The following is a 19,873-nucleotide window of genomic DNA, read 5'->3' on the forward strand; positions in this document are numbered from 1 at the left end:
ATTGATTATGAGAGTTTATGGGAACAACAAGCAAGATTTATCTACATTTCTTCACCAAAATTCATTTCAGCTATTCAGTTTCAACTATCAAGAGCCACCTTGCGCTACCGTTCAACGATTAGTCAAGTGGTTTAACAGGCTCAGGGCTACTAGAATATTCATTTTTGTTGCGTCTTTACCATCTTCCCAACGGCATAGCTTCTAACCGTCGGTTTTGTAGTTCAGCGACTAAATCATCGTCACTGCGATGAGCCTCCCAAGTGCCCGATTCGAGTCCTTGAATCGTCCAGCTACCCTGCATCGAATTTTCATCTTCAGCAACCAGTCCTGAATAGATAATGGGATAGAGTGATGTGGTCAAATATTGCTTTGTAAAGCGGATGGTTCGCCCAATTACTTCACCTGCTGCCTTGGCTTCCCCCAAGAGTGGACTATCATCCAAAATACTGCCATTAATTGTATTTCCTGCTTGCACAAACGTGACCTCAAATCGAGTAGGATTAGCGTTTTGCCAATAGGTTCCAAGCCAACTGCCGCTTACGTTTGCCATATCGTTTTAAGACTCCGCATCTCCAATTTGACCGAATGCTGTCTCTCCAAAAATTGCCTCAGAATACCGATAATGTTTAAATTCCAACAGGTTAAAAAACGGATCTTCTAGAAAGAAAGTGGAGTGTTCTAGGGATGTTCCTGAAAATCGGTATTTAGCGGATTGGTAGAAATGAAGTTGGTGTTGCTCTGCCCGCTCTAATAGCGATCGCCACTCTGCTTCATCCGTAAAGATTAGCCCAAAGTGCCGTGGATAGATGCCTTGTTGTGGACTAAGCGGTTCCTGGGTTACATGGGCAACCAGTTGATTTCCACGGAGGTTTAAAATGATCGATGCTGCATTTTCTCGCCCAACTTGGCACCCCAAGCCATCCACGTAAAACCGCTTAGTGTCGAAGATATTGCTGACTGGAAAAGCAAGATGAAATAGGGAGTGAGACATAAGAGAAGTGAAAGGGTAGAGGGATGGAGGGGTAACTCTAGGCAAAGGCTGAGGATACGCGCAATCAATAGTTAGAAGACCAGTACTGCTTGAATTTTAAACTCCGTACTCCTGACGCTGCACTTTAAGATAGGAGGGATGTTGTCGTTATTCGCAAATGCAAAGCCATGATTGATGCGAATCCTAATTTTCTCTACGCTATACCGTCTCTCAATGGCTGGATGATTGCAGTTGTCTTAAATACGGTTTTAGCAGCGATCGCGTGGATTGTGCCGAAAAAACTGCTGACCCCTTCGGGTTTAGTTCATGCATGGGCATTGGGGATTTTGATCTGGGGATGTTTGGGCTGGTCGGGCTATACGGTCGTCATGTTCTACTTTTTGATGGGATCAGCGGTCACAAAAGTTGGCATTGCCCAGAAAGAAGCGGAAGGCATTGCTGAAAAGAGATCGGGCGCACGCGGACCTGAAAACGTCTGGGGTTCAGCCTTTACAGCCGCTTTATGTGCAGTGGGCATTTTGATTTGTTTTCTGGTGTCAAGTCCATCTACTTTGCTAATTGCACGGCTGCTAGCGTTAGGTTATGTGGCAAGTTTTAGTACGAAGCTATCAGATACTTGTGCGAGTGAGATTGGGAAAGCCTACGGTAAACGCACATTTTTGATTACAACTTTACAACCCGTTCCCCGTGGAACTGAGGGGGCGATCAGCCTAGAAGGAACGGCAGCAGGTATCATCGCCTCTATGGCGATCGCCCTAATCGGTTGGCAGGTCGGTCTGATTACACCCAGTGAAATTATTATTTGCATGATTGCTGCATTTATTGCGACCAATATCGAAAGCGTCATTGGCGCAACCTTGCAAACTCAGGTTGAGTGGCTCAGCAATGAGTTAGTGAATGTGGTGAATACTTTGATTGGAGCCGTTGCCGCGATCGCCATTGCGATCGTTCTGCAATTTAGTTTTTGAGCGCTACAAATAAGGAAGTACTCTTTCTCTAACTGCCTTATTTTCTGTGGACGGCTTAAAAAATAAGGAGGCATTCGAGCGGGCTACTTGGCAACGAGCGATCCACAGGCACTTGTTGAAACGGGTTCGCGATCGCAGCTAATGTCAATATCACCTTTGCAGAATACCTACCTTATCCATAGCTTGTTTTTAAGGTTTGCTTTCGATTAGCGCTCAGTTCAATTAACAAGAACAAACGCGAATTGCATTAGCTGCCGCCATCTTTTGATAATCCTGGCTTTCCTTCGCGAAATTCACCTGTATATCGTTTGCCATTCGCATAGATAACAGTTCCGCGTCCATTTGGACGACCGTTATAAAGTTCCCCCGTATAGGATTGAAATGTGCTTTCCCGTGGAAAGGTGCAGGTGCCTTTTCCGCTCAAAGTATTGTTGAAGAAAACGCCATTACAAACCGTACCATCAGCATTGGTAACCACCCCTTTACCATTAATCACACCGAGATAAAACTGTCCATTGTAAGAGTAGGAAACTTTGCCATCTTTGAAGAAGGAAAATTTGCCAATTCCGTGAGGCTGTCCGCCGGCAAATTGCCCAACATAGCGATCGCCATTAGCAAAACTATAAGTACCGCGCCCATGAAACTCTCCATTCCGAAAAGTTCCTTCATAACGGCGATTTTCGGCGACTGCTAAGAACACTCCTTTGCCATTGGGTCGCCCATTTTTCATTTGCCCTTGATAGCGATCGTCATTGTCATAGACAAGTGTGCCATTCCCGTCAAAGGTTCTATTCCGAATTTGTCCACGATAGTATTTATAGGGTTCGCCAACTGCTTTTTCAGATTGATTGACACAAATTCCTTGACCACTATTTCCCTGAAATTGTCCTTCGCATCGCCAAATATTTTCATCCGCATCTTTCAGTTCAAGATAGCCATATTTTGCATAAACAGGCGCAATGTTACTCAATCCAAACAAAGTACTGACGATTGCTAAAACCATTCCCTGATGAGCCGACTGAATATAGGGTTTCGAGCAACTTCTCATTTTGCCTCCTCAAAATTTTGTCAAGAACGATTCGCCCAAATCAACAGAGTTTTAGAGTTTTTTAAGCCAATGATGTTTCAAGCGTAAAGTGTCCATTCAATAAGAATACGAAACTGTCTTCTCAACTGCAATCATTCTTCCCCAGTTGGCAAAATTTACCTGCTTTAAACAAGAAATCCAATTTTTACGAGAATCACTCAAACCTTATGTAAGAAGCCTGGACTAAAGTAATTCTTCATATTAAAGATGCCTATCCTAGTCGATCTACTCGTTTAATTAGGAGGATCAACTTAAGCGTTGCGAAGACTGGAAAGTAACCTATCTGTGATTTATCTATAGATTAACGGATTAAGATGCCCTATCTTATTTAGATCCTATCTTATTAGGTAAATAGAGGTTAGGTAAATGGAGGCTTGTTTTCACAACAATCGATTCATAGAATATCAACAATGTGCTAACTGTTCCTTAATGTGCTAACTGTTCCTTCAAAAGTGAAAAATCTCACTTGCGAAATTTATGATTTTCGACAGATGAATCTGATTAGAGTTATCTTGGAACTAAAGTAGTTGGAGGATTGAAATCATGGGTTCGCAAAGACTAGTTGCATTGATTGGGGCTGTCACAATTGCGATCGCTGGTTGTAGCTCTGAAGACACTACGACCCCCACGGCTAGCACCCCATCCCCCGATCCTGCGGCTACTACCCCCGCCCCCGCAGTTGTCCCTGCCCCAGTCGCCCAGCCCTTGGTTGTTCAAAAAAAGCAACCCACTCGCGCAGTCGCAGGACTCATTCAACCCACCAATGCAGCGGAACGTGCAAAGCAGGTTGAATCTGAAATTAGAAATAGCGAAAATAGAAACCCATTTGTTGGGCTTCCCCCCGCCTTACCTAGACCCACCACTAATCCTGTAAAACCAGTACCCACGGTTGCCGGATTACCCCAAGCAGGCGCACCTGGGACAGGCGCACAACCATCTAGACCCGGCACACAGCCAACCAGTACTCAGGCAAATAGCCCGATCGCCAGCGGTCCTCTAATTCCTCCCATTTCATTAGAAGAGCGTCCTACGCTGCCAACCGCTGAAGGCGCGCCGCTAGGTTTTAATGTTCCCCCTGTTCTGCCTGCGGCTCCGGTGCCACCTTCAACCACCACTGCTACTGCTGTCGAAATTACTGGCGTGGTGTTTGTTGGTAACACTCCCCAAGCCATTGTGATCGCGCCAGGTGATCCAGGAAGCCGCTATGTCGGCGTTGGACAGCGAGTTTCTGGTGGCAAAGTGTTGATCAAACGAATTGAAATGGGGGCAGGGTCTGTTCCTGTTGTCATTTTGGAAGAGAACGGCGTAGAGGTTGCCAAAAGCGTTGGTGAAGGAGCCGCACCTGCCAAGCAAGCTAGTCTTTAAACAAGCCAAATACATAGGATTAGGTGTTTTAGGAAAGTTGCATATCAGGTCACATTAGCATTCAGCAATGCTAATCTTTTTTACCATGCAGATCTATCAAAATCTTAGGCGACGAGCAGTCAATAGCCGATAGCCAACGGTGAGAGCGGTAAACGCTAGCACAAAATTCCATAGGCTCGTCGGCTTGAGGGATACACCACTTCTAAGAAAGACTGACACAATTCCTGCCATGAGGAAAATCCAGCCAAAACTTTTGGTTTGCCTTGGAAAAATTACTAAACAGACAATCCCAATCATCAAGGACAAAATAGAGCCAACTGCTGGTAGATTCCCCCAGAAAAATGGCGAGAAATAGGTCGAAAAAACCACATTTTGACCCAAGACGTAAGTGCCTGCAAGTAGAAACAGAATGCCAATTAGCTTTTGCATGAGGGTTGATGATCTGAATTGTGTCTAGTATTCCCAGATGAAAGGAGGCACTACACTGATTAGATGAAATCCCGATAAAGTTTTAGAGATCAGTTGGCAAAGACAAGGCTAGCTGGTAGATTTGGCGGCGGGGCAGGGCGGTTTGCTGGGCAAGTTGGCGGCTGGCTTCGGAGCGAGAAATTCCTTGGTTGATGAGGACTTGCAGTTCGGCTTTGAGGGCATCGTCTGATAGGATAAGTGGGTTGAGTTCTGCACCCGCAAGCACTAGGGTGAATTCACCCATGGGTTCCCGATCGCGGTAGTGTTTGATCGCGTCAGCAATGGTGCCGCGCCAAAATTCTTCATGCAGTTTGGTGAGTTCTCGTGCCAACACGATTGGGCGATCGCCACCCAACATCCGCAAATCTTGCAGGGTTTGGCGTAATCGATGGGGCGCTTCATAAAAAACCAGGGTGCGCGATTCAGATGTGAGTTGTTCCAGATGGGCGCGGCGGTCTTTGGTTTTCGCAGGTAGAAAGCCTTCAAACACAAAGCGATCGCTGGGTAACCCAGACGCGATTAAGGCTGCCACCACTGCACTACAGCCCGGAATTGGTACGACAGGAATCCTCACATCCGCACAGGCTTTGACCAACTCATAACCCGGATCGGAAATTCCTGGCATCCCTGCATCACTCACCAAGGCGATCGCCTGACCTTGTTGCAGTCGTTCCACCAGTTCTCCAGTGCGAGTCATGCGGTTGTGTTCGTGATAGCTGATTTGGGGGGTGGTGATTTGAAAATGGTGCAGCAGTTTTCCCGTGTGGCGCGTATCTTCAGCGGCGATCGCGTCCACGGCTTGCAAAATCCGCACTGCCCGGAAGGTCATGTCTTCCAGGTTGCCGATCGGCGTTCCCACAATATATAGCGTTCCTGGTTTAGGATCAGATGGCACGATTTTTTCAATATAAATTGTTTGATAGGTGCGTTACGGTGTCGCTAATGCCACCCTATGGTTAACCGCGTAATGCATGGACTGTTTGTTGGAGTGACGACGCTGGATTTAATCTATCAGGTGATGGAGCCGCCGCCGCCAAATCAAAAGCTGGTGGCTTTGGACTATACTACGGCGGCTGGCGGTCCGGCGACGAATGCGGCTGTGTCATTTGGCGCTTTAGGGGGGCAGGCAAGTCTGCTAAGCGTGGTGGGCTGTCACCCGATGACGCAGTTAATTGTGGCAGATTTGCAGCAGTGTGACGTGGCGTTGTTGGATCTCGATTCGGCATGGGCTGAGTCGCCGCCCGTGTCTTCTATTATCGTGACGAAGGCAACGGGCGATCGCGCTGTTATCTCAATTAACGCTGCCAAACTTCAGGCAACACCCGCTCAAATTCCCGCCGATGTTTTGGAAGATGTAGATATTGTGCTGTTGGATGGACATCAACTGGCAGTCGGCAGGGCGATCGCTGAGCAAGCCAAAACGCTCAACATTCCGGTTGTGCTAGACGGTGGCAGTTGGAAACCAGGCTTGGAAACGGTGCTGCCGCTGATCGATTACGCCATTTGTTCTGCTAATTTTCATCCGCCCCACTGCGATACCCAACTGGAGGTAGTGGCTTATTTGAACAACTTAAACATTTCTCACGGTGCCATCACTTGCGGAGAGCAGCCGATTTGGTATCGCGATCGCGATCAAACAGGCTACCTTCCTGTTCCCAAAATTCAGCCCGTCGATACCTTGGGCGCAGGCGACATTTTTCACGGTGCATTTTGCTATTTCATTTTGCAAACTAATTTTATAGAAGCCCTTGATAAGGCGGCTCAAGTCGCTGCGCGATCGTGTTTGCATTTTGGCACTCGCCAGTGGATGAAAGAATGACGAATAGCGAATGACGAATAGCGAATGACGAATAGCGAATGACGAATAGCGAATGACGAATAGCGAATGGCGGATAGCGGGTGGTGAATAGTTTCACCTGCCCCCCGACCCCTGAAACCTGAAACCTCATAGTGATAGTGTGATTGGAGCGATGCAGGAGGGGAGCGACATGATAGATGGAAATTTGCAGGAATTGCTGGCGATCGCCCGTACGGTGGGTTGGGGCGCGGGAGATATTTTGCTGGAGACGCAACAATCGGATCTTGAGGTGCAGGATTTGGCAGATGGACCGGTCACTATTGCGGATGCTGCTGCCAATGACTACATTTTGAGTAATCTTCACGCTAGCTTAGGCACTGAGGAGTTTGGCTATCTGACGGAAGAAACTTATAAGCTTCAGCCTGCCAGCGATCGCTTAGAGAAATCGTTCGTTTGGATCATCGACCCGCTGGATGGCACTAAGGAATATATTCAAAAAACCGGGGAATTTGCGGTACATATTGCGCTGGTGCAGGATCAGCGTCCGGTGCTGGCGGTGGTGGCTTGCCCCGCAGTCAGTCGGCTCTACTTTGCAGCGATCGGTAGCGGCACATTTGTAGAACAAAAAGATGGCACGATCGCCCCAGTCCAAGTGTCTCAGCGCAACCAATTTGAGCAGATGATCGTAGTCACGAGTCGCAGCCATCGCAGCGATCGGTTTAACCAGTTGATGCAGCAGTTTCCTTGTCAGACTCAAAAATCCGTAGGCAGTTTGGGCGGCAAAATCGCGGCGATCGCGGATCAATATGCTGATATCTATCTTTCCCTCTCCGGCTCATCGGCTCCTAAAGATTGGGATCTCGCGGCTCCAGAACTGATTTTGACCGAAGCAGGCGGCAAATTCACCCATTTTGACGGTACGCCCTTACTGTATAACCGCGAAGATGTGACTCAATGGGGCGGCTTACTGGCTAGTAATGGCACCCGTCACGAAAGCTTATGCGCTGAAGCAACCCGCATTTTGACCGCGATCGATGGTTAAGCGATTCGTTCCACGTTGGCGAAGCCATCCGAAGGACTCCCAAAGGGAATCGCACCCAAAAGTCTCTAAAATTATGGTTTTAACCCAGCACTGACACCCATAATTCATTAACTTCATGGGGTTAAAAGTACAAGGGAAGATCAAGACAACAACCATCCGTTATTTTTATTTCTCAAGGATCTTTGTGTCATAACTATTCATCCGTTGCCAAAAATCTATCTTGAAGCATAATTCTTCAGTCACGTTTTCCTCTACAACAGAGTGAGGTTGAAAAGACGCAGGTATAAATGACTGTAAACGATCCCTATCAAGAGCCTGTTGAGGAAGATGTCTTCATCTTTCCAGCCTCGTTTGCTCAACAACGCTTGTGGTTTATCGAACAGTTGCTTCCTAGCGGCTTATACCTGATTCCGCTGGTCTTTCGGCTCACGGGTGCGCTCCAGCGATCGCGGCTGCATCAGAGCATTCAAGCGATCGTCTATCGTCACGAAAGCCTCAGAACTACATTTGATGTAGTAAACGGGCAATTAGTGCAAGTGATTAGCCCGACGCGGCAAGTTTCATTACCCGCGATCGATTTGCAAACAGTGCCAACCCCACTTCGCGAAGACACCGCACTTCAACAAATTCAGCAGCAAATTCAGCAGCCGTTTTTCCTCAACAAAGAGCCACTGTTTCGAGTGCAACTGTGGCAATTACACAAGACTGAACATCTATTGTTGATAGCATTGCACCACATCATTTTTGATGAGTGGTCGAGCGGCGTTTTAATCCGGGAGTTAGGCGAACTATATACGGCAATGGTGCAAGGAAAATCGGCTGTATTGCCGGAATTGCCGATTCAGTATGCCGATTTTGCCCACTGGCAGCGGGAGTGGTTGCAGGGAGAGGTGCTGAACACGCAGTTACGCTACTGGAAGCAGCAGTTAAAGGATGTGCCGCCGCTCAATTTGCCCGGTGCATCTCGTCTGGCGGATTCATTCGTTCCCAAGCATCAGGGCGCTAGTCAGTTGCTGGAACTGCCGCAGAGCTTGTTGGATGCCCTAGAGAACTTAAGTCAGCAGTCGGGTGTAACGCTGTTTATGACATTGCTGGCGGCGTTTCAGACGTTGCTACATCGATACACAGGGCAACCTGATATTGCGATCGGGTCGCCGATCGCCAATCGTCATCGCAGCGAGCTAGAAGGGTTGATCGGGTTTCTGGTGAATAGCTTGGTGTTGCGAACCGATTTGGCAGGTGATCCCCCGTTTTGCGAGGTGTTAGACCGGGTGAAAGAGGTCACCTTGGCGGCGTATGCTCATCAAGATCTACCGTTTGAGAAACTGGTAGAAGAACTACAACCGATTCGCAGTCTGGGTCAAAATCCGCTGTTTCAAGTGGTGTTTGCGCTACAAAATACACCCATGGCGCAGCTAGAGTTACCGGGCTTAATCCTTAGCCCGGTGGAGTTGGAAACGAAAACTTCTCGCTTTGACCTGGAGCTATATGTGTGGAAGTGTGCGGATAACTTTCGGAACCTATGGGGCAAGGGTTGGCAGCAGTCTGATGGATTACGCGGAGTGATTGTCTACAACACTGATTTATTTGATTCGATGACGATCGCAGCTTTGCGACATCATTTTCAAACCTTACTGGAGGGGATTGTGGCAAATCCAGAGGCTCCTCTTTCTAGGTTGCCTTTATTAACCACTACAGAACAACGAGAATTGCTCCAGCAGTGGCATTCGCATCAATCTAGCTATCCGGCAAACGAATGTATTCATCATTTATTTGAAGCGCAGGTGAGACAAAGACCAACCGCGATCGCGGTCAACTATGGCGATCGCTCATTCACCTATGAGGCTTTAAATCAGGGTAGTAATCAACTGGCACGATATCTACAACGACTAGGGATCGAGGCTGAAACGCCTGTTGGGATTTGCTTAGAACGAAGTATCGAAGCGATCGCGGCAATGCTAGCGGTGCTAAAAGCGGGCGGGGCTTATGTGCCGCTTGATATCAGTTATCCGCCGGAACGCCTGCACTTGATGATAGAGGATGCCGGAATTAGGATAGTACTGACTCAAGCAAATTGGGTCGATGCGCTCAACATCACTGAAACGACAGTGATCTGCCTCGAACAAGAATGGGGCGCGATCGCCCAAGAGTCAGATGAAAATTTGTCTACCTCTTGCACCTCTGATCAGCTTGCCTATGTAATCTATACCTCTGGCTCAACCGGAACACCAAAAGGGGTGATGGTGTCGCATCGAGCAGTCAATCGATTGGTGTGTGAAACCAACTATGTGCAGATTGAACCGGGCGATCGCGTTGCCCAAGTCGCCAACCTCGCGTTTGATGCCGCCACGTTTGAGGTGTGGGGCGCATTGCTCAAGGGTGCCCAACTGATTGGGATTGAGCGAGAAACTACGCTTTCACCGATTGAGTTTGTGACTGAATTACAGCAGCATCAGATTAGCATTCTGTTTCTGACCACTGCCTTATTTAATCAAATCGCGAGTCAAATTCCCGACGCTTTTCGATCGCTCACCTATCTTCTGTTTGGTGGCGAAATGGTGAATGTCGATTGTGTGCGATCGGTGGTGCAACAGGGCAAACCTCAACATCTGATTCATGTCTATGGACCCACCGAAAACACGACATTTTCCACTTGGTATGAGGTACAAGACGTTCCAGAAAACGCGACAATGATTCCGATTGGTCAGGCGATCGCAAATACTCAAGTGTATCTGTTGGATGCAAACTTGAATCCAGTTCCAGCAGGCGTGAGCGGCGAAATTTATGTAGGTGGAGCGGGGCTAGCACGAGGATATTTGAATCGTCCAGAGTTGACAGCAGAGCGGTTTATGAATGCGGTATGTAAGGGTCAAAGTACGGAACCACAAAACTTATTGAACTCTATACTCCGTTCGCGTAGCGTCTCCGAAGGAGTTACTCCGAACTCTGCACTATATAAAACTGGCGATCGCGCTCTATACCGACCTGATGGCAATCTTGAGTTTTTGGGACGAACGGATAATCAAATCAAGCTTCGAGGATTTCGGGTAGAGTTAGGCGAAATCGAGACAGTTTTGGCTCAACATCCGCTGATACAAACGGCAGTCGTTGTAGTCCGTGAGATCGATCAAGATCGTCAACTCGTTGCCTATGTTGTTCCCATATCGGCGATCTCGGCTGAACTGGATCTGCGATCGTTTCTCAAATCAAAACTCCCGGCTTATATGCTGCCTGCCGCCTTTGTCCTGTTAGAAGCTTTCCCATTAACCGCTAACGGCAAAGTGGATCAAAAGGCACTACCCCCGCCCAATCTAAGCACTGTGAAGGTCGATCTAACCATGGCACCGACAACCTCGGTAGAAGCTTCTCTAGTCGAACTTTGGACTCAACTCCTCGGGCACAATCAAGTAGGAATTCACGACAATTTTTTTGAATTGGGTGGGCATTCCCTGCTGGCGACTCAGCTTGTCTCGCGCATCTGCGATCGCTTTCGGGTAGAACTGCCGCTACGGAGTGTGTTTGAAGCTCCAACGATCGCAGAACTCGCCCAAAGAATTGAAGTGTTGAGATCGACCACACCAGCAGATTTCAATCATTTGCTCAATCCTCGTGAGGAGATAGAACTATGACAAATCGGGCGATCGCTGAGTTTATTTCCCATTTAAAAAGCCTGGACGTGCAACTTTTTGTTGAGGGCGAACAATCTGCATCGTTAGATAAGATGCGGTTGCGCTGTAACGCTCCAGAAGGAACATTGACACCCGAATTGCGCCAAGAATTAGCCGATCGCAAAGCCGAATTGATTGCCTATTTACATCACTCACGTTTGCAGTCGATTCCATTGACCTCAACCATCCAACCTATTACTCAAAGCACGACTCAAGAAAAAGTTTTTCCGCTGTCTTTTGCTCAACAGCGATTATGGTTTTTATATCAACTTACTCCCGATAACCCTTTCTACAACGTGCCTGCGGCGATTCGCTTAACAGGGATGCTCGATCAAACAGCATTAGCGCGATCGTTTAATGAAATTGGGCGTCGTCATGCGGCTCTTCGCACGACATTTACGATCGCGAATGGGCAACCGATTCAAGTAATTGCCCCTCATCTAGCGATCACATTGCCTGTAGTGAATCTCCAATCGGTTGCAGTGCAGGAGCGAGAACGGATCGCTCAACAGTTAGCCACGACTGAAGCCCAGCGCCCGTTTAACCTGACGGCTGATCCGCTGCTACGAGTGACCCTACTGCAATTTGCTCCAACTGAGTCGATTTTGTTGTTGACACTGCATCATATTGTGGCGGATGGTTGGTCATTGGGCGTATTAATCCAAGAACTGGTTTGTTTCTACACGGCATTTGTTGAGCAGCGATCGCCCAACTTACCGCCCTTACCGATTCAATACACCGATTTTGCCAACTGGCAGCGTCACTGGTTGCAGGGAGCGGTGTTAGAGAAACAACTCGCTTACTGGCGCAAGCAACTACAGGATTTACCCGGATTAGATCTGCCCAGCGATCGCCCTCGTCCTGCGGTTCAAACCTACCGGGGTGCAACCTACCCAGTGCAATTTTCCCCCACGCTCACTCAGTCACTCGCAGACTTGAGCCAGCAATCCGGCGCATCATTGTTTATGACTCTGCTGGCAGCCTTTCAAACGCTGCTATATCGATATACAGGACAGGACGATATCGCAATTGGATCGCCTATCGCCAATCGTCATCGCAGCGAGCTAGAGGGGCTGATCGGTTTTTTTGTGAATAGTGTAGTGATGCGATCGGATTTATCAGGAAACCCCACGTTTCGAGAATTATTGAAGCAGGTTCAGAATGTTGCCCTCGAAGCCTATGCACATCAAGATTTGCCCTTTGAAAAGTTGGTAGAAGAATTAGATCCAGAGCGAGATCTCAGCCGCAATCCGCTGTTTCAAGTTGCCTTAGCGCTGCAAAATGCGCCGATGCAGCCCTTAGAACTACCGGGATTAACGCTAGAACCTGCACCGTTAGAATCAGGTAGCACTCGATTTGATTTAGAGGTTCACCTATGGGAGCCAACCCACGGATTGCGGAGCCTGTGGCAGTCTCAGACAGGCTTAAGCGGCTTCATCTCTTACAGTACTGAAATGTTTGATCGCGATCGCATCGGTCACCTCATCGAACATTTTCAAACTCTACTACAAGGCATTGTCGATAATCCTGATGCGCGGCTATCTGACTTGCCATTGCTCACATCCGCAGAACATCAACAGATTGTAGTTGAATGGAACCAGACTTGCACAGATGATACCCGCGATCGCTGTTTTCATCACCTCTTTGAAGCACACGCAAGACAGACTCCAGAGGCGATCGCCGTTGTCTCAGAGTCGCGATCGCTGACGTATAGAGAACTCAACCAGCAAGCCGATGATTTGGCACAAACGTTGAGACAAATGGGAGTCCAGCCCGATGCTCTCGTTGGGTTATGTGTCGATCGCTCTATCGATCTAGTGATTGGTATTCTAGGAATTCTCAAGGCAGGTGGAGTTTATGTGCCGCTTGACCCAAATTATCCGAGCGATCGACTTCTCTTCATGCTAACTGATACGCAGGTTTCGATTCTGCTAACTCAATCCTGGCTAGTCGAGTCTCTACCCATATCATCAGCAAAAATTCTTTGTTTAGATCAACCCTTACCGCTAATAGAACCTGATCAAGAAACATCCCTCACTCCTGATCATCTTGCCTATGTTATCTACACCTCCGGTTCTACGGGCAACCCTAAAGGCGTTCTCTTAACGCATCGAGGGTTATGTAACGTCGTTGAGGCTCAACGCATCTTCCACCCATGCCGCGAGAGTCGAATTCTGCAATTCAGTTCTCTTAGTTTTGATGCCTCTATTTTCGAGATTGCATTAGCCTTTGGCTGCGGCGGCACGTTGTATATTCCGCCCAAAGCTGCTCAGCTACCCGGAATCGCGCTGGTACAATTCCTTCACGATCATGCGATTACTCATGCTCTGCTCACTCCAGCAGTATTGGCGGTGTTACCGTTTGCAGAACTTCCCACTCTACAAGTTCTGATTACGGGTGGAGAAGCTTGTTCTAGTCAAGTAGTCGATCGCTGGGCAGCCAATCGCCGCTTCTTTAATGCCTATGGTCCAACAGAAACCACGATTTGGGCAACGGTTGCGGAACTCCATCCAGGCGATCATCCACTCACCATCGGTCGCCCCATCCTCAATACTCAAGTATACATTCTGGATGCCGCCTTAAATTCAGTTCCTACAGGCATTCCAGGCGAGTTATATATCAGTGGCAAAGGACTCGCACAGGGCTATCTCAACCGTCCAGAGCTAACGGCAAAGCAGTTTATTGATGATCCATTCAACTCAAAACCCAAAACTGAAAACTCAAAACTTTATAAGACTGGCGATCGCGCTCAATATCGATCTGATGGCGCGATCGAGTTTCTAGGTCGAGTGGATCAACAAATTAAAATCCGGGGTTTTCGGGTCGAGTTAGGCGAAATTGAAGCAACGCTACAAGCCCATCCAGCTATCCAAGAGGCGGTTGTGATTGCCGCTGGAGAATCATCTAACGAGATGCGCCTAACTGCATATTTCAGCCTTGATTCCATCCAGCGAACTGCTTGTGCAAATCACCAGCATTTTCAACACACTATTCTACAATCTCTGCAAACGCAACAAATCCAATATTGGCAAACCCTTTATAACCAAACTTATGAGTCTTTAGATCGCACTCAAAATTCAACCCTTAAAACTCAAAACGTTAACATCACAGGCTGGAATAGCAGCTATACCGGAGAACCAATTCCGCTGGAGCAAATGCAAGAGTGGGTTCGCGATCGCGTTCAGCAAGTTCTCGCCCTTAAACCAAAACGGGTACTAGAAATCGGCTGTGGCACTGGGTTATTACTGTTTCAAATCGCGCCTCACTGTCAAAAATATGTGGGAACCGATTTCTCAACGATTTCTTTAGAAGCAATTCAACATCAACTAGAGGATCGTAACCTTCCTCAAGTCGAGCTATTACCCCTTATGGCAAATGACTTTGAAGGGATTGATAATACATCTTTTGATGTCGTAATTTTGAACTCTATTGTGCAGTATTTTCCAAGCGTAGATTATCTGATGCAGGTGCTAGAAAGTGCGATCCAAACTGTGGCGATCGATGGCGTTTTGATGATTGGTGATGTTCGGAGTTTACCTCTACTAAATGCTTTTCATGCTTGGATGAAATTTTCTCAGGCAGATGCAAACATCGAACGCACCCAACTTCAGTATCAAGTAGAGCGATCGCGATTTGAGGAACCTGAACTGGCGATCGCTCCCGCCTTCTTTCATGCCCTATGCGATAAATTCTCCCAAATTCAGCAGGTACAAATCCGGCTCTCACGGGGTCACAGCCCCAATGAAATGACGCAATTTCGCTATAACGTTTTATTACATCTGAGAAAGATTCCAAGTGCGGCCCCATCCACATTGCGTTCCTCTATTCAACCCCATAACTGGAAGCTGAATCCTATTACAGTTGAGGAAATTCAACGGCATCTTATTGAGAATCAACCAGAAATATTGATAATTACAAATGTTGTAAACAGTCGGGTTAATGCGGCTGTCAAGATTGCAAACTGGTTAAGCAGTAGAGCAGCACCAAAAACGGTTGGGCGAATGCGAGATCTATTGCAGAGTTCCACTGAACAAGCGATAGCTCCTCAAGATTGGTGGGATTTAGAAGCCGTGCTGCCTTATACCATAGAAATTACGTGGTCAACTCAAACCCATACCGGAGATTATGACGTACAGTTGACTCGACAAGGCATTGATATAGATATTAACGCAAGACTTGATTTACCAACTTCGGAGCATCAATTCGATAATCACTATACGAACGATCCGCTTCAATCTCAATTCGCTCATCAACTCATTCCAGCACTTCGTCAACATCTCAGAAAAACTCTACCTGACTATATGGTGCCTTCCGCTTTTGTGCCATTGGCAGCGTTTCCTCTAACCGCCAATGGCAAGATCGATCGCGTGAGTATTGCAGAGCAAAATCGCCATATCTCAGTGAACGAAGGCATACTCTACTCCTCTAACGCCGCGATCGCGCCAAGCGTGAACCGTAGCCACCCAGCATCAACATCAACAGAATTGACCCTCATTGATATCTGGCAAGAACTTCTGCGGCTTCAGCATATCAACACTCACGACAACTTTTTTGAATTGGGTGGACATTCCCTCCTAGCCACGCAAATGATCTCTCGTGTTAGCGATGTCTTTGGACTAGAACTACCCTTGAAGAGCGTGTTTGAAGCACCTACGATCGCCCAACTCGCTCCCCTGCTTGAAACCCTGCGCGACACCACTTCAAAGTCCAAAATCCCGCCCTTTGTTCGGCTAGATAGGGCTGCTCATCGTCGTTCACGATTAATCTTAGATAATAGTAATTCTCAAATCCTCCCAGAAATTTCTGTAGCAAAACCTCCACAACCCGACGCTCATACTATCAATGCTTGGTCACCATTAGTCCCCTTAGTTATTGGAGATAAACTTGATGGAAGTAAACAGCCTTTCTTCTGTGTGCATCCGATGTTTGGAGTCGTGTTTCCCTACCTGGAACTGGCACATCATTTAGGTAGCGATCGCAGTTTCTATGGACTTCAACCCTTAGGCTTAGATGGAAAATCGCCCCCGTTGAACCGAATTGAAGCGATCGCAGCCTACTACATTCAAGCAATCCAAACCGTTCAGCCTCAGGGACCTTATTTAATTGGCGGTTGGTCATTTGGGGGTATGGTTGCCTTTGAAATGGCACAACAGTTAACCCAAGCAGGTGAGCAAATCGCGCTGTTGGCAATTCTCGACACTCCGGCTCCTGTCTCCAACAACCAGCTATCTCTCTATCAAAGCCTCAAGTTTCTCCTAGGAACTGTCCTCTGGTCTACGCTACCGTTTCTGTTGGACTATGGCGCGATCTCGACTCATCGACTTCAATTTTGGAACTCTTGGCTGTCTCGCTGGCAGTGGTCTACGATCGCCAGTCTCGTGCCTGACGAAGCTCGGCTGCGGCTACTGGATGAGTCCGCGATCGCGCCCATGCTGCGGATTGTCTATGCTCACATTCAAGCAACATATCGATATAAGCCGCAGTCTTACCCTAACCGGATCACGCTCTTCAAAGCGGCTGAACAACCTGATTCAATTCAGCACGATCTCACCTTGGGTTGGGATGCACTGGCTCAAGCTGTTCAGCTTCATCAAGTGCCCGGAAATCATCTATCCCTACTGAAGCAACCCCATGTTCAAACTCTAGCTCAACAACTTCGGCGCTGTTTGTCTTAAAGAAATGGGTCTAAAGTTCGGCGTTGCTGAATATCGCAATGAATCGTTAGGGCACTGGAATATCGGCGAATTTGAGGTAGTGAAGTAGCAAGCGAATCGAATGCTTCAGCAGTGTTACGGATTTAGAATAACAGAGAGTCTTCCGATGCAATCGCGCTAAATAATTGCGTAACCGGGTATTTTCTCTTTCCACTCGTGTCATATAAGTCTTGCTGACAATCTGGTCTCCCTCTGGAATAAAGCAGGGATAGACTGACCAGCCGCCAGTGACTTAGAAATAGCGCTGCTATGACCCCAAAATCACCCACAAGGGAGCAAAGGTCTTGGCGCTGTGGTTTCCTAAATACCCAGCCCAAGATTCCTTGCTTGAAGTGGTCAACCTAGGAGGAGTGTAAACATCAATAAACTGACGACCACAAGCAACACAAATGTGATTTTATTTCCCTCATTATTAACCCCTGATCAGCATCGCCCACAAAGTTCAACAATTATACGGAATCCAATTATTTCTTAGGCTCCTAGGATGGGTTCATGAGAAGTTCATACAGATAAAGAATTTGATTTTCCCTACAAAAAGGTTTTAAAAGATGAACTGGCAAGTTTGTATTCGGTATCCCAACGGTCAGGAAAAAGCCATTTGCTCCTTCCAAAATCGGGAACACGCTTTAAAGCGGATTGATGCCATTTACTCTGAGGGTTATCCTATGCATGTGGCGTATGTCGTTCGCCCTGCCCAATGCATAGAAGCTGCTTTGGTTCAAAAGGAACCGCTCAACCATTTACAGATTGCTTAAAACAGAAGTTGGGTTCTAGTTGTCAAGTCTCAGGTGATAGGATACCTCTCATGCAAGTTGAGTAGTGGTCAGACAGTGGTAATGTCCTTCTCTTTGGCTGCCAAGACTTCTTCCACTTTCGCTACAAATTTGTCGGTCATTTTTTGAATTTTATCTTGCAGATCGCGAGCTTCGTCTTCTGAAACGTCGCTGGTCTTTTCCTGTTTACGCACCGAGTCGATCGCGTCCCGGCGGATATTCCGAATGGAAACTTTGCCTTCCTCGGCGAGTTTAGCCGCAAGTTTTACGAGTTCCTTACGGCGATCGCTGGTTAATTGGGGAATATTCAAGCGAATCACAGAGCCATCATTGTTTGGAGTCAAGCCCAAATCGGATAGTTGAATTGCTTTTTCAATTAGGCTGATGCTGCCCCGATCAAAGGGCTGAATGGTAATCGTACTCGCATCGGGAATACTAATGTTTGCTAAAGATTTTAGAGGGGTCGGCGCTCCATAATATTCTATTGAGATGCGATCGAGGAGAGAAGGGTTAGCGCGCCCGGTACGAATGGTATTGAAAGACCGTTGAGTGGACTCAACCGCCTTTTGCATATGATCTTCAACTTCAGCTAACTTCACAAAGACCTCCGACAAGGGTTCCAATGGGATCACCCATCACCGCTTTACGAATGTTGCCCTTTACTGAAAGGTCAAACACGATGATAGGAATATTGTTCTCTTTACATAAGGATATGGCAGTCGCGTCCATTACCCGCAAGTCATTATTAAGAACATGAGCATAATTTAGAGTAGTGTAGCGTCGTGCGTTTGGATTCGTCCGGGGGTCTGAATCATACACGCCATCTACTTTCGTGGCTTTGAACACTACGTCTGCGCTAATTTCAGCCGCTCGTAGGGCTGCGGTAGTGTCAGTGGTGAAAAAGGGATTGCCCGATCCGGCTCCAAAAATGATGATGCGCCCTTTTTCGAGATGTCGAATGGCGCGTCGTCGGATGTAAGGTTCAGCAACTTGCTGCATTGCGATCGCGGTTTGCACTCGTGTGGGCACTTCCATCCGCTCTAAGGCATCTTGCAGAGTCATGGCATTCATCACGGTAGCGATCATACCAATATAGTCAGCGGTCGCTCGATCCATGCCAGCCGCTGCGCCCTTAATGCCCCGAAAAATATTTCCGCCACCGACTACTACTGCAACTTGCACCCCATTCGCCGTAATATCTGCGATTTCTTCGGCAATTCCCTGCACAATGTCTGGATCAATTCCATAAGACAGATCGCCCATCAAGGCTTCACCGCTTAATTTTAGTACTATCCGTTGATAAGTTAAGCCCATGGGGTATTAGTCGCCTCAAATACCTTCTTAAGATACTCGTTAAAAAATCACTTCGTCTACCTATTAGCCGCGATCAATGTTTCAAAATCATTGTTTCAAAATTACTTAAACTTTTAGAGTCGCCATTTAACTGAACACCCAATCGGTGTCGTTGAGGTGGGCTTGACGGGAGTTCCGCTGAGAATTTGGGCGATCGCATCTCGGAGATAGGTACTTTTTACATCACTCGCCTCTTCTGCATTATCATCCATGCGTCCGCTATAGCAAAGAATGCCCTGGCGATTGAGTAGAAATACATGGGGAGTCCTTTCTGCACCGAAGCTATGGGCAACATCCTGGGTGACATCCCGTAAGTAGGGGAAATTTAACCCATTTTGCGCGGCAAATGTCTTCATGTTGTCAAAACTGTCATCTGGATATCGGTCTGCATCATTCGGATTAATTCCAATCAAGGTAAATCCTTGATCTGCAAAATCGGTTTGCAGTTGCTTGAGCCGCTCCAGATACAGGTGAACATAAGGACAGTGATTGCACATAAACACCACACCGACTGCCTGAAACTGCTCTAAATAGCGAGATAAGTGGTGGACAGACCCATCAATCCCTGGCAACTCAAAGTCTGGTGCATACCCTCCGATCGCAGTTCCCATTTTCTCCATACTGTTGCCCCCTGTAATGTTGCCCC

At 47.5% G+C, this 19,873-nt stretch carries 15 protein-coding genes and 1 pseudogene; 7 read left to right on the forward strand and 9 right to left on the reverse strand.

Going from position 1 to position 19,873, the window contains the following annotated elements; all coding sequences use genetic code 11:
- Window positions 1-175 precede the first annotated feature (175 nt).
- Window positions 176-550 (reverse strand): hypothetical protein, encoded by a 375-nt coding sequence (locus AB3R30_RS01770; protein WP_458647419.1) that lies wholly within the window; start codon window positions 548-550, stop codon window positions 176-178.
- 6 nt (window positions 551-556) lie between these two features.
- Complete coding sequence (locus AB3R30_RS01775; protein ID WP_458647420.1) at window positions 557-991, reverse strand: VOC family protein; 435 nt, start codon at window positions 989-991, stop codon at window positions 557-559.
- Between the two features lie 167 nt (window positions 992-1,158).
- On the opposite strand from AB3R30_RS01775, the gene AB3R30_RS01780 reads away from it, so the two are divergent.
- Window positions 1,159-1,959: a TIGR00297 family protein gene (locus AB3R30_RS01780; protein ID WP_458647421.1), complete on the forward strand. Its 801-nt coding sequence runs from the start codon at window positions 1,159-1,161 to the stop codon at window positions 1,957-1,959.
- Between the two features lie 247 nt (window positions 1,960-2,206).
- Here the strand turns inward: AB3R30_RS01780 and AB3R30_RS01785 are convergent, their stop codons facing one another.
- A complete protein-coding gene (locus AB3R30_RS01785) occupies window positions 2,207-3,007 on the reverse strand; it encodes an MORN repeat-containing protein (RefSeq protein WP_458647422.1) in 801 nt (266 codons plus the stop codon).
- Window positions 3,008-3,589: 582 nt separating this feature from the next.
- On the opposite strand from AB3R30_RS01785, the gene AB3R30_RS01790 reads away from it, so the two are divergent.
- Window positions 3,590-4,411: a hypothetical protein gene (locus AB3R30_RS01790; RefSeq protein ID WP_458647423.1), complete on the forward strand. Its 822-nt coding sequence runs from the start codon at window positions 3,590-3,592 to the stop codon at window positions 4,409-4,411.
- A gap of 96 nt (window positions 4,412-4,507) precedes the next feature.
- Here the strand turns inward: AB3R30_RS01790 and AB3R30_RS01795 are convergent, their stop codons facing one another.
- Together AB3R30_RS01795 and rsmI are read right to left on the reverse strand one after the other, a co-directional pair.
- Window positions 4,508-4,840 carry a hypothetical protein gene (locus tag AB3R30_RS01795; RefSeq protein WP_458647424.1) on the reverse strand — a complete coding sequence of 111 codons (333 nt, stop codon included), beginning with the start codon at window positions 4,838-4,840 and terminating at the stop codon, window positions 4,508-4,510.
- Between the two features lie 82 nt (window positions 4,841-4,922).
- Window positions 4,923-5,774: a 16S rRNA (cytidine(1402)-2'-O)-methyltransferase gene (gene rsmI / locus AB3R30_RS01800; RefSeq protein WP_458647425.1), complete on the reverse strand. Its 852-nt coding sequence runs from the start codon at window positions 5,772-5,774 to the stop codon at window positions 4,923-4,925.
- 57 nt (window positions 5,775-5,831) lie between these two features.
- On the opposite strand from rsmI, the gene AB3R30_RS01805 reads away from it, so the two are divergent.
- The 4 genes from AB3R30_RS01805 to AB3R30_RS01820 all read left to right on the forward strand — a co-directional run bounded on the left by AB3R30_RS01805 (window position 5,832) and on the right by AB3R30_RS01820 (window position 17,062).
- Complete coding sequence (locus AB3R30_RS01805; RefSeq protein WP_458647426.1) at window positions 5,832-6,698, forward strand: sugar kinase; 867 nt, start codon at window positions 5,832-5,834, stop codon at window positions 6,696-6,698.
- 169 nt (window positions 6,699-6,867) lie between these two features.
- Complete coding sequence (locus tag AB3R30_RS01810; protein WP_458647427.1) at window positions 6,868-7,719, forward strand: 3'(2'),5'-bisphosphate nucleotidase CysQ family protein; 852 nt, start codon at window positions 6,868-6,870, stop codon at window positions 7,717-7,719.
- Between the two features lie 287 nt (window positions 7,720-8,006).
- The gene (locus AB3R30_RS01815; protein WP_458647428.1) at window positions 8,007-11,348 is read left to right on the forward strand and encodes a non-ribosomal peptide synthetase; all 3,342 of its coding nucleotides are present in this window, start codon (window positions 8,007-8,009) and stop codon (window positions 11,346-11,348) included.
- Window positions 11,345-17,062: an amino acid adenylation domain-containing protein gene (locus AB3R30_RS01820; protein WP_458647429.1), complete on the forward strand. Its 5,718-nt coding sequence runs from the start codon at window positions 11,345-11,347 to the stop codon at window positions 17,060-17,062. The genes AB3R30_RS01815 and AB3R30_RS01820 overlap by 4 nt, the downstream gene beginning before the upstream one ends.
- Before the next feature lie 46 nt (window positions 17,063-17,108).
- Here the strand turns inward: AB3R30_RS01820 and AB3R30_RS01825 are convergent.
- A pseudogene (locus AB3R30_RS01825) lies at window positions 17,109-17,442 on the reverse strand (IS1 family transposase); the annotation flags it as partial.
- A gap of 207 nt (window positions 17,443-17,649) precedes the next feature.
- Between AB3R30_RS01825 and AB3R30_RS01830 the strand changes: the two are divergent.
- Window positions 17,650-17,856, forward strand: a complete 207-nt coding sequence (locus AB3R30_RS01830; protein ID WP_458647430.1) for a family 2 glycosyl transferase — start codon at window positions 17,650-17,652, stop codon at window positions 17,854-17,856.
- Between the two features lie 68 nt (window positions 17,857-17,924).
- Here AB3R30_RS01830 and frr read toward each other — a convergent pair whose 3' ends face one another.
- From frr to AB3R30_RS01845, 3 genes are all read right to left on the reverse strand, one after another.
- The gene (gene frr, locus AB3R30_RS01835) at window positions 17,925-18,473 is read right to left on the reverse strand and encodes a ribosome recycling factor (protein ID WP_458647431.1); all 549 of its coding nucleotides are present in this window, start codon (window positions 18,471-18,473) and stop codon (window positions 17,925-17,927) included.
- A complete protein-coding gene (pyrH, locus tag AB3R30_RS01840) occupies window positions 18,460-19,188 on the reverse strand; it encodes a UMP kinase (RefSeq protein ID WP_458647432.1) in 729 nt (242 codons plus the stop codon). Before pyrH ends, frr begins: the two co-directional genes overlap by 14 nt.
- A gap of 113 nt (window positions 19,189-19,301) precedes the next feature.
- Window positions 19,302-19,838, reverse strand: coding sequence for a thioredoxin family protein (locus tag AB3R30_RS01845; protein WP_458647433.1), 537 nt, complete (start codon window positions 19,836-19,838; stop codon window positions 19,302-19,304).
- Window positions 19,839-19,873 lie beyond the last annotated feature (35 nt).

It is taken from the genome of Sivoneniella epilithica UHCC 1019 (assembly GCF_040830845.1).
Taxonomy (GTDB): domain Bacteria; phylum Cyanobacteriota; class Cyanobacteriia; order Leptolyngbyales; family Leptolyngbyaceae; genus ULC077BIN1.

Bases quoted from the DNA above. Each gene is read 5' to 3' on its own strand.
- pyrH (WP_458647432.1), bottom strand. From the start codon at position 19,188: ATGGGCTTAACTTATCAACGGATAGTACTAAAATTAAGCGGTGAAGCC.
- AB3R30_RS01810 (WP_458647427.1), top strand. From the start codon at position 6,868: ATGATAGATGGAAATTTGCAGGAATTGCTGGCGATCGCCCGTACGGTG.
- AB3R30_RS01770 (WP_458647419.1), bottom strand. From the start codon at position 550: ATGGCAAACGTAAGCGGCAGTTGGCTTGGAACCTATTGGCAAAACGCT.
- AB3R30_RS01785 (WP_458647422.1), bottom strand. From the start codon at position 3,007: ATGAGAAGTTGCTCGAAACCCTATATTCAGTCGGCTCATCAGGGAATG.
- AB3R30_RS01790 (WP_458647423.1), top strand. From the start codon at position 3,590: ATGGGTTCGCAAAGACTAGTTGCATTGATTGGGGCTGTCACAATTGCG.
- AB3R30_RS01775 (WP_458647420.1), bottom strand. From the start codon at position 991: ATGTCTCACTCCCTATTTCATCTTGCTTTTCCAGTCAGCAATATCTTC.
- AB3R30_RS01830 (WP_458647430.1), top strand. From the start codon at position 17,650: ATGAACTGGCAAGTTTGTATTCGGTATCCCAACGGTCAGGAAAAAGCC.
- AB3R30_RS01815 (WP_458647428.1), top strand. From the start codon at position 8,007: ATGACTGTAAACGATCCCTATCAAGAGCCTGTTGAGGAAGATGTCTTC.
- AB3R30_RS01845 (WP_458647433.1), bottom strand. From the start codon at position 19,838: ATGGGAACTGCGATCGGAGGGTATGCACCAGACTTTGAGTTGCCAGGG.
- AB3R30_RS01780 (WP_458647421.1), top strand. From the start codon at position 1,159: ATGATTGATGCGAATCCTAATTTTCTCTACGCTATACCGTCTCTCAAT.
- AB3R30_RS01820 (WP_458647429.1), top strand. From the start codon at position 11,345: ATGACAAATCGGGCGATCGCTGAGTTTATTTCCCATTTAAAAAGCCTG.
- AB3R30_RS01795 (WP_458647424.1), bottom strand. From the start codon at position 4,840: ATGCAAAAGCTAATTGGCATTCTGTTTCTACTTGCAGGCACTTACGTC.
- AB3R30_RS01805 (WP_458647426.1), top strand. From the start codon at position 5,832: ATGGTTAACCGCGTAATGCATGGACTGTTTGTTGGAGTGACGACGCTG.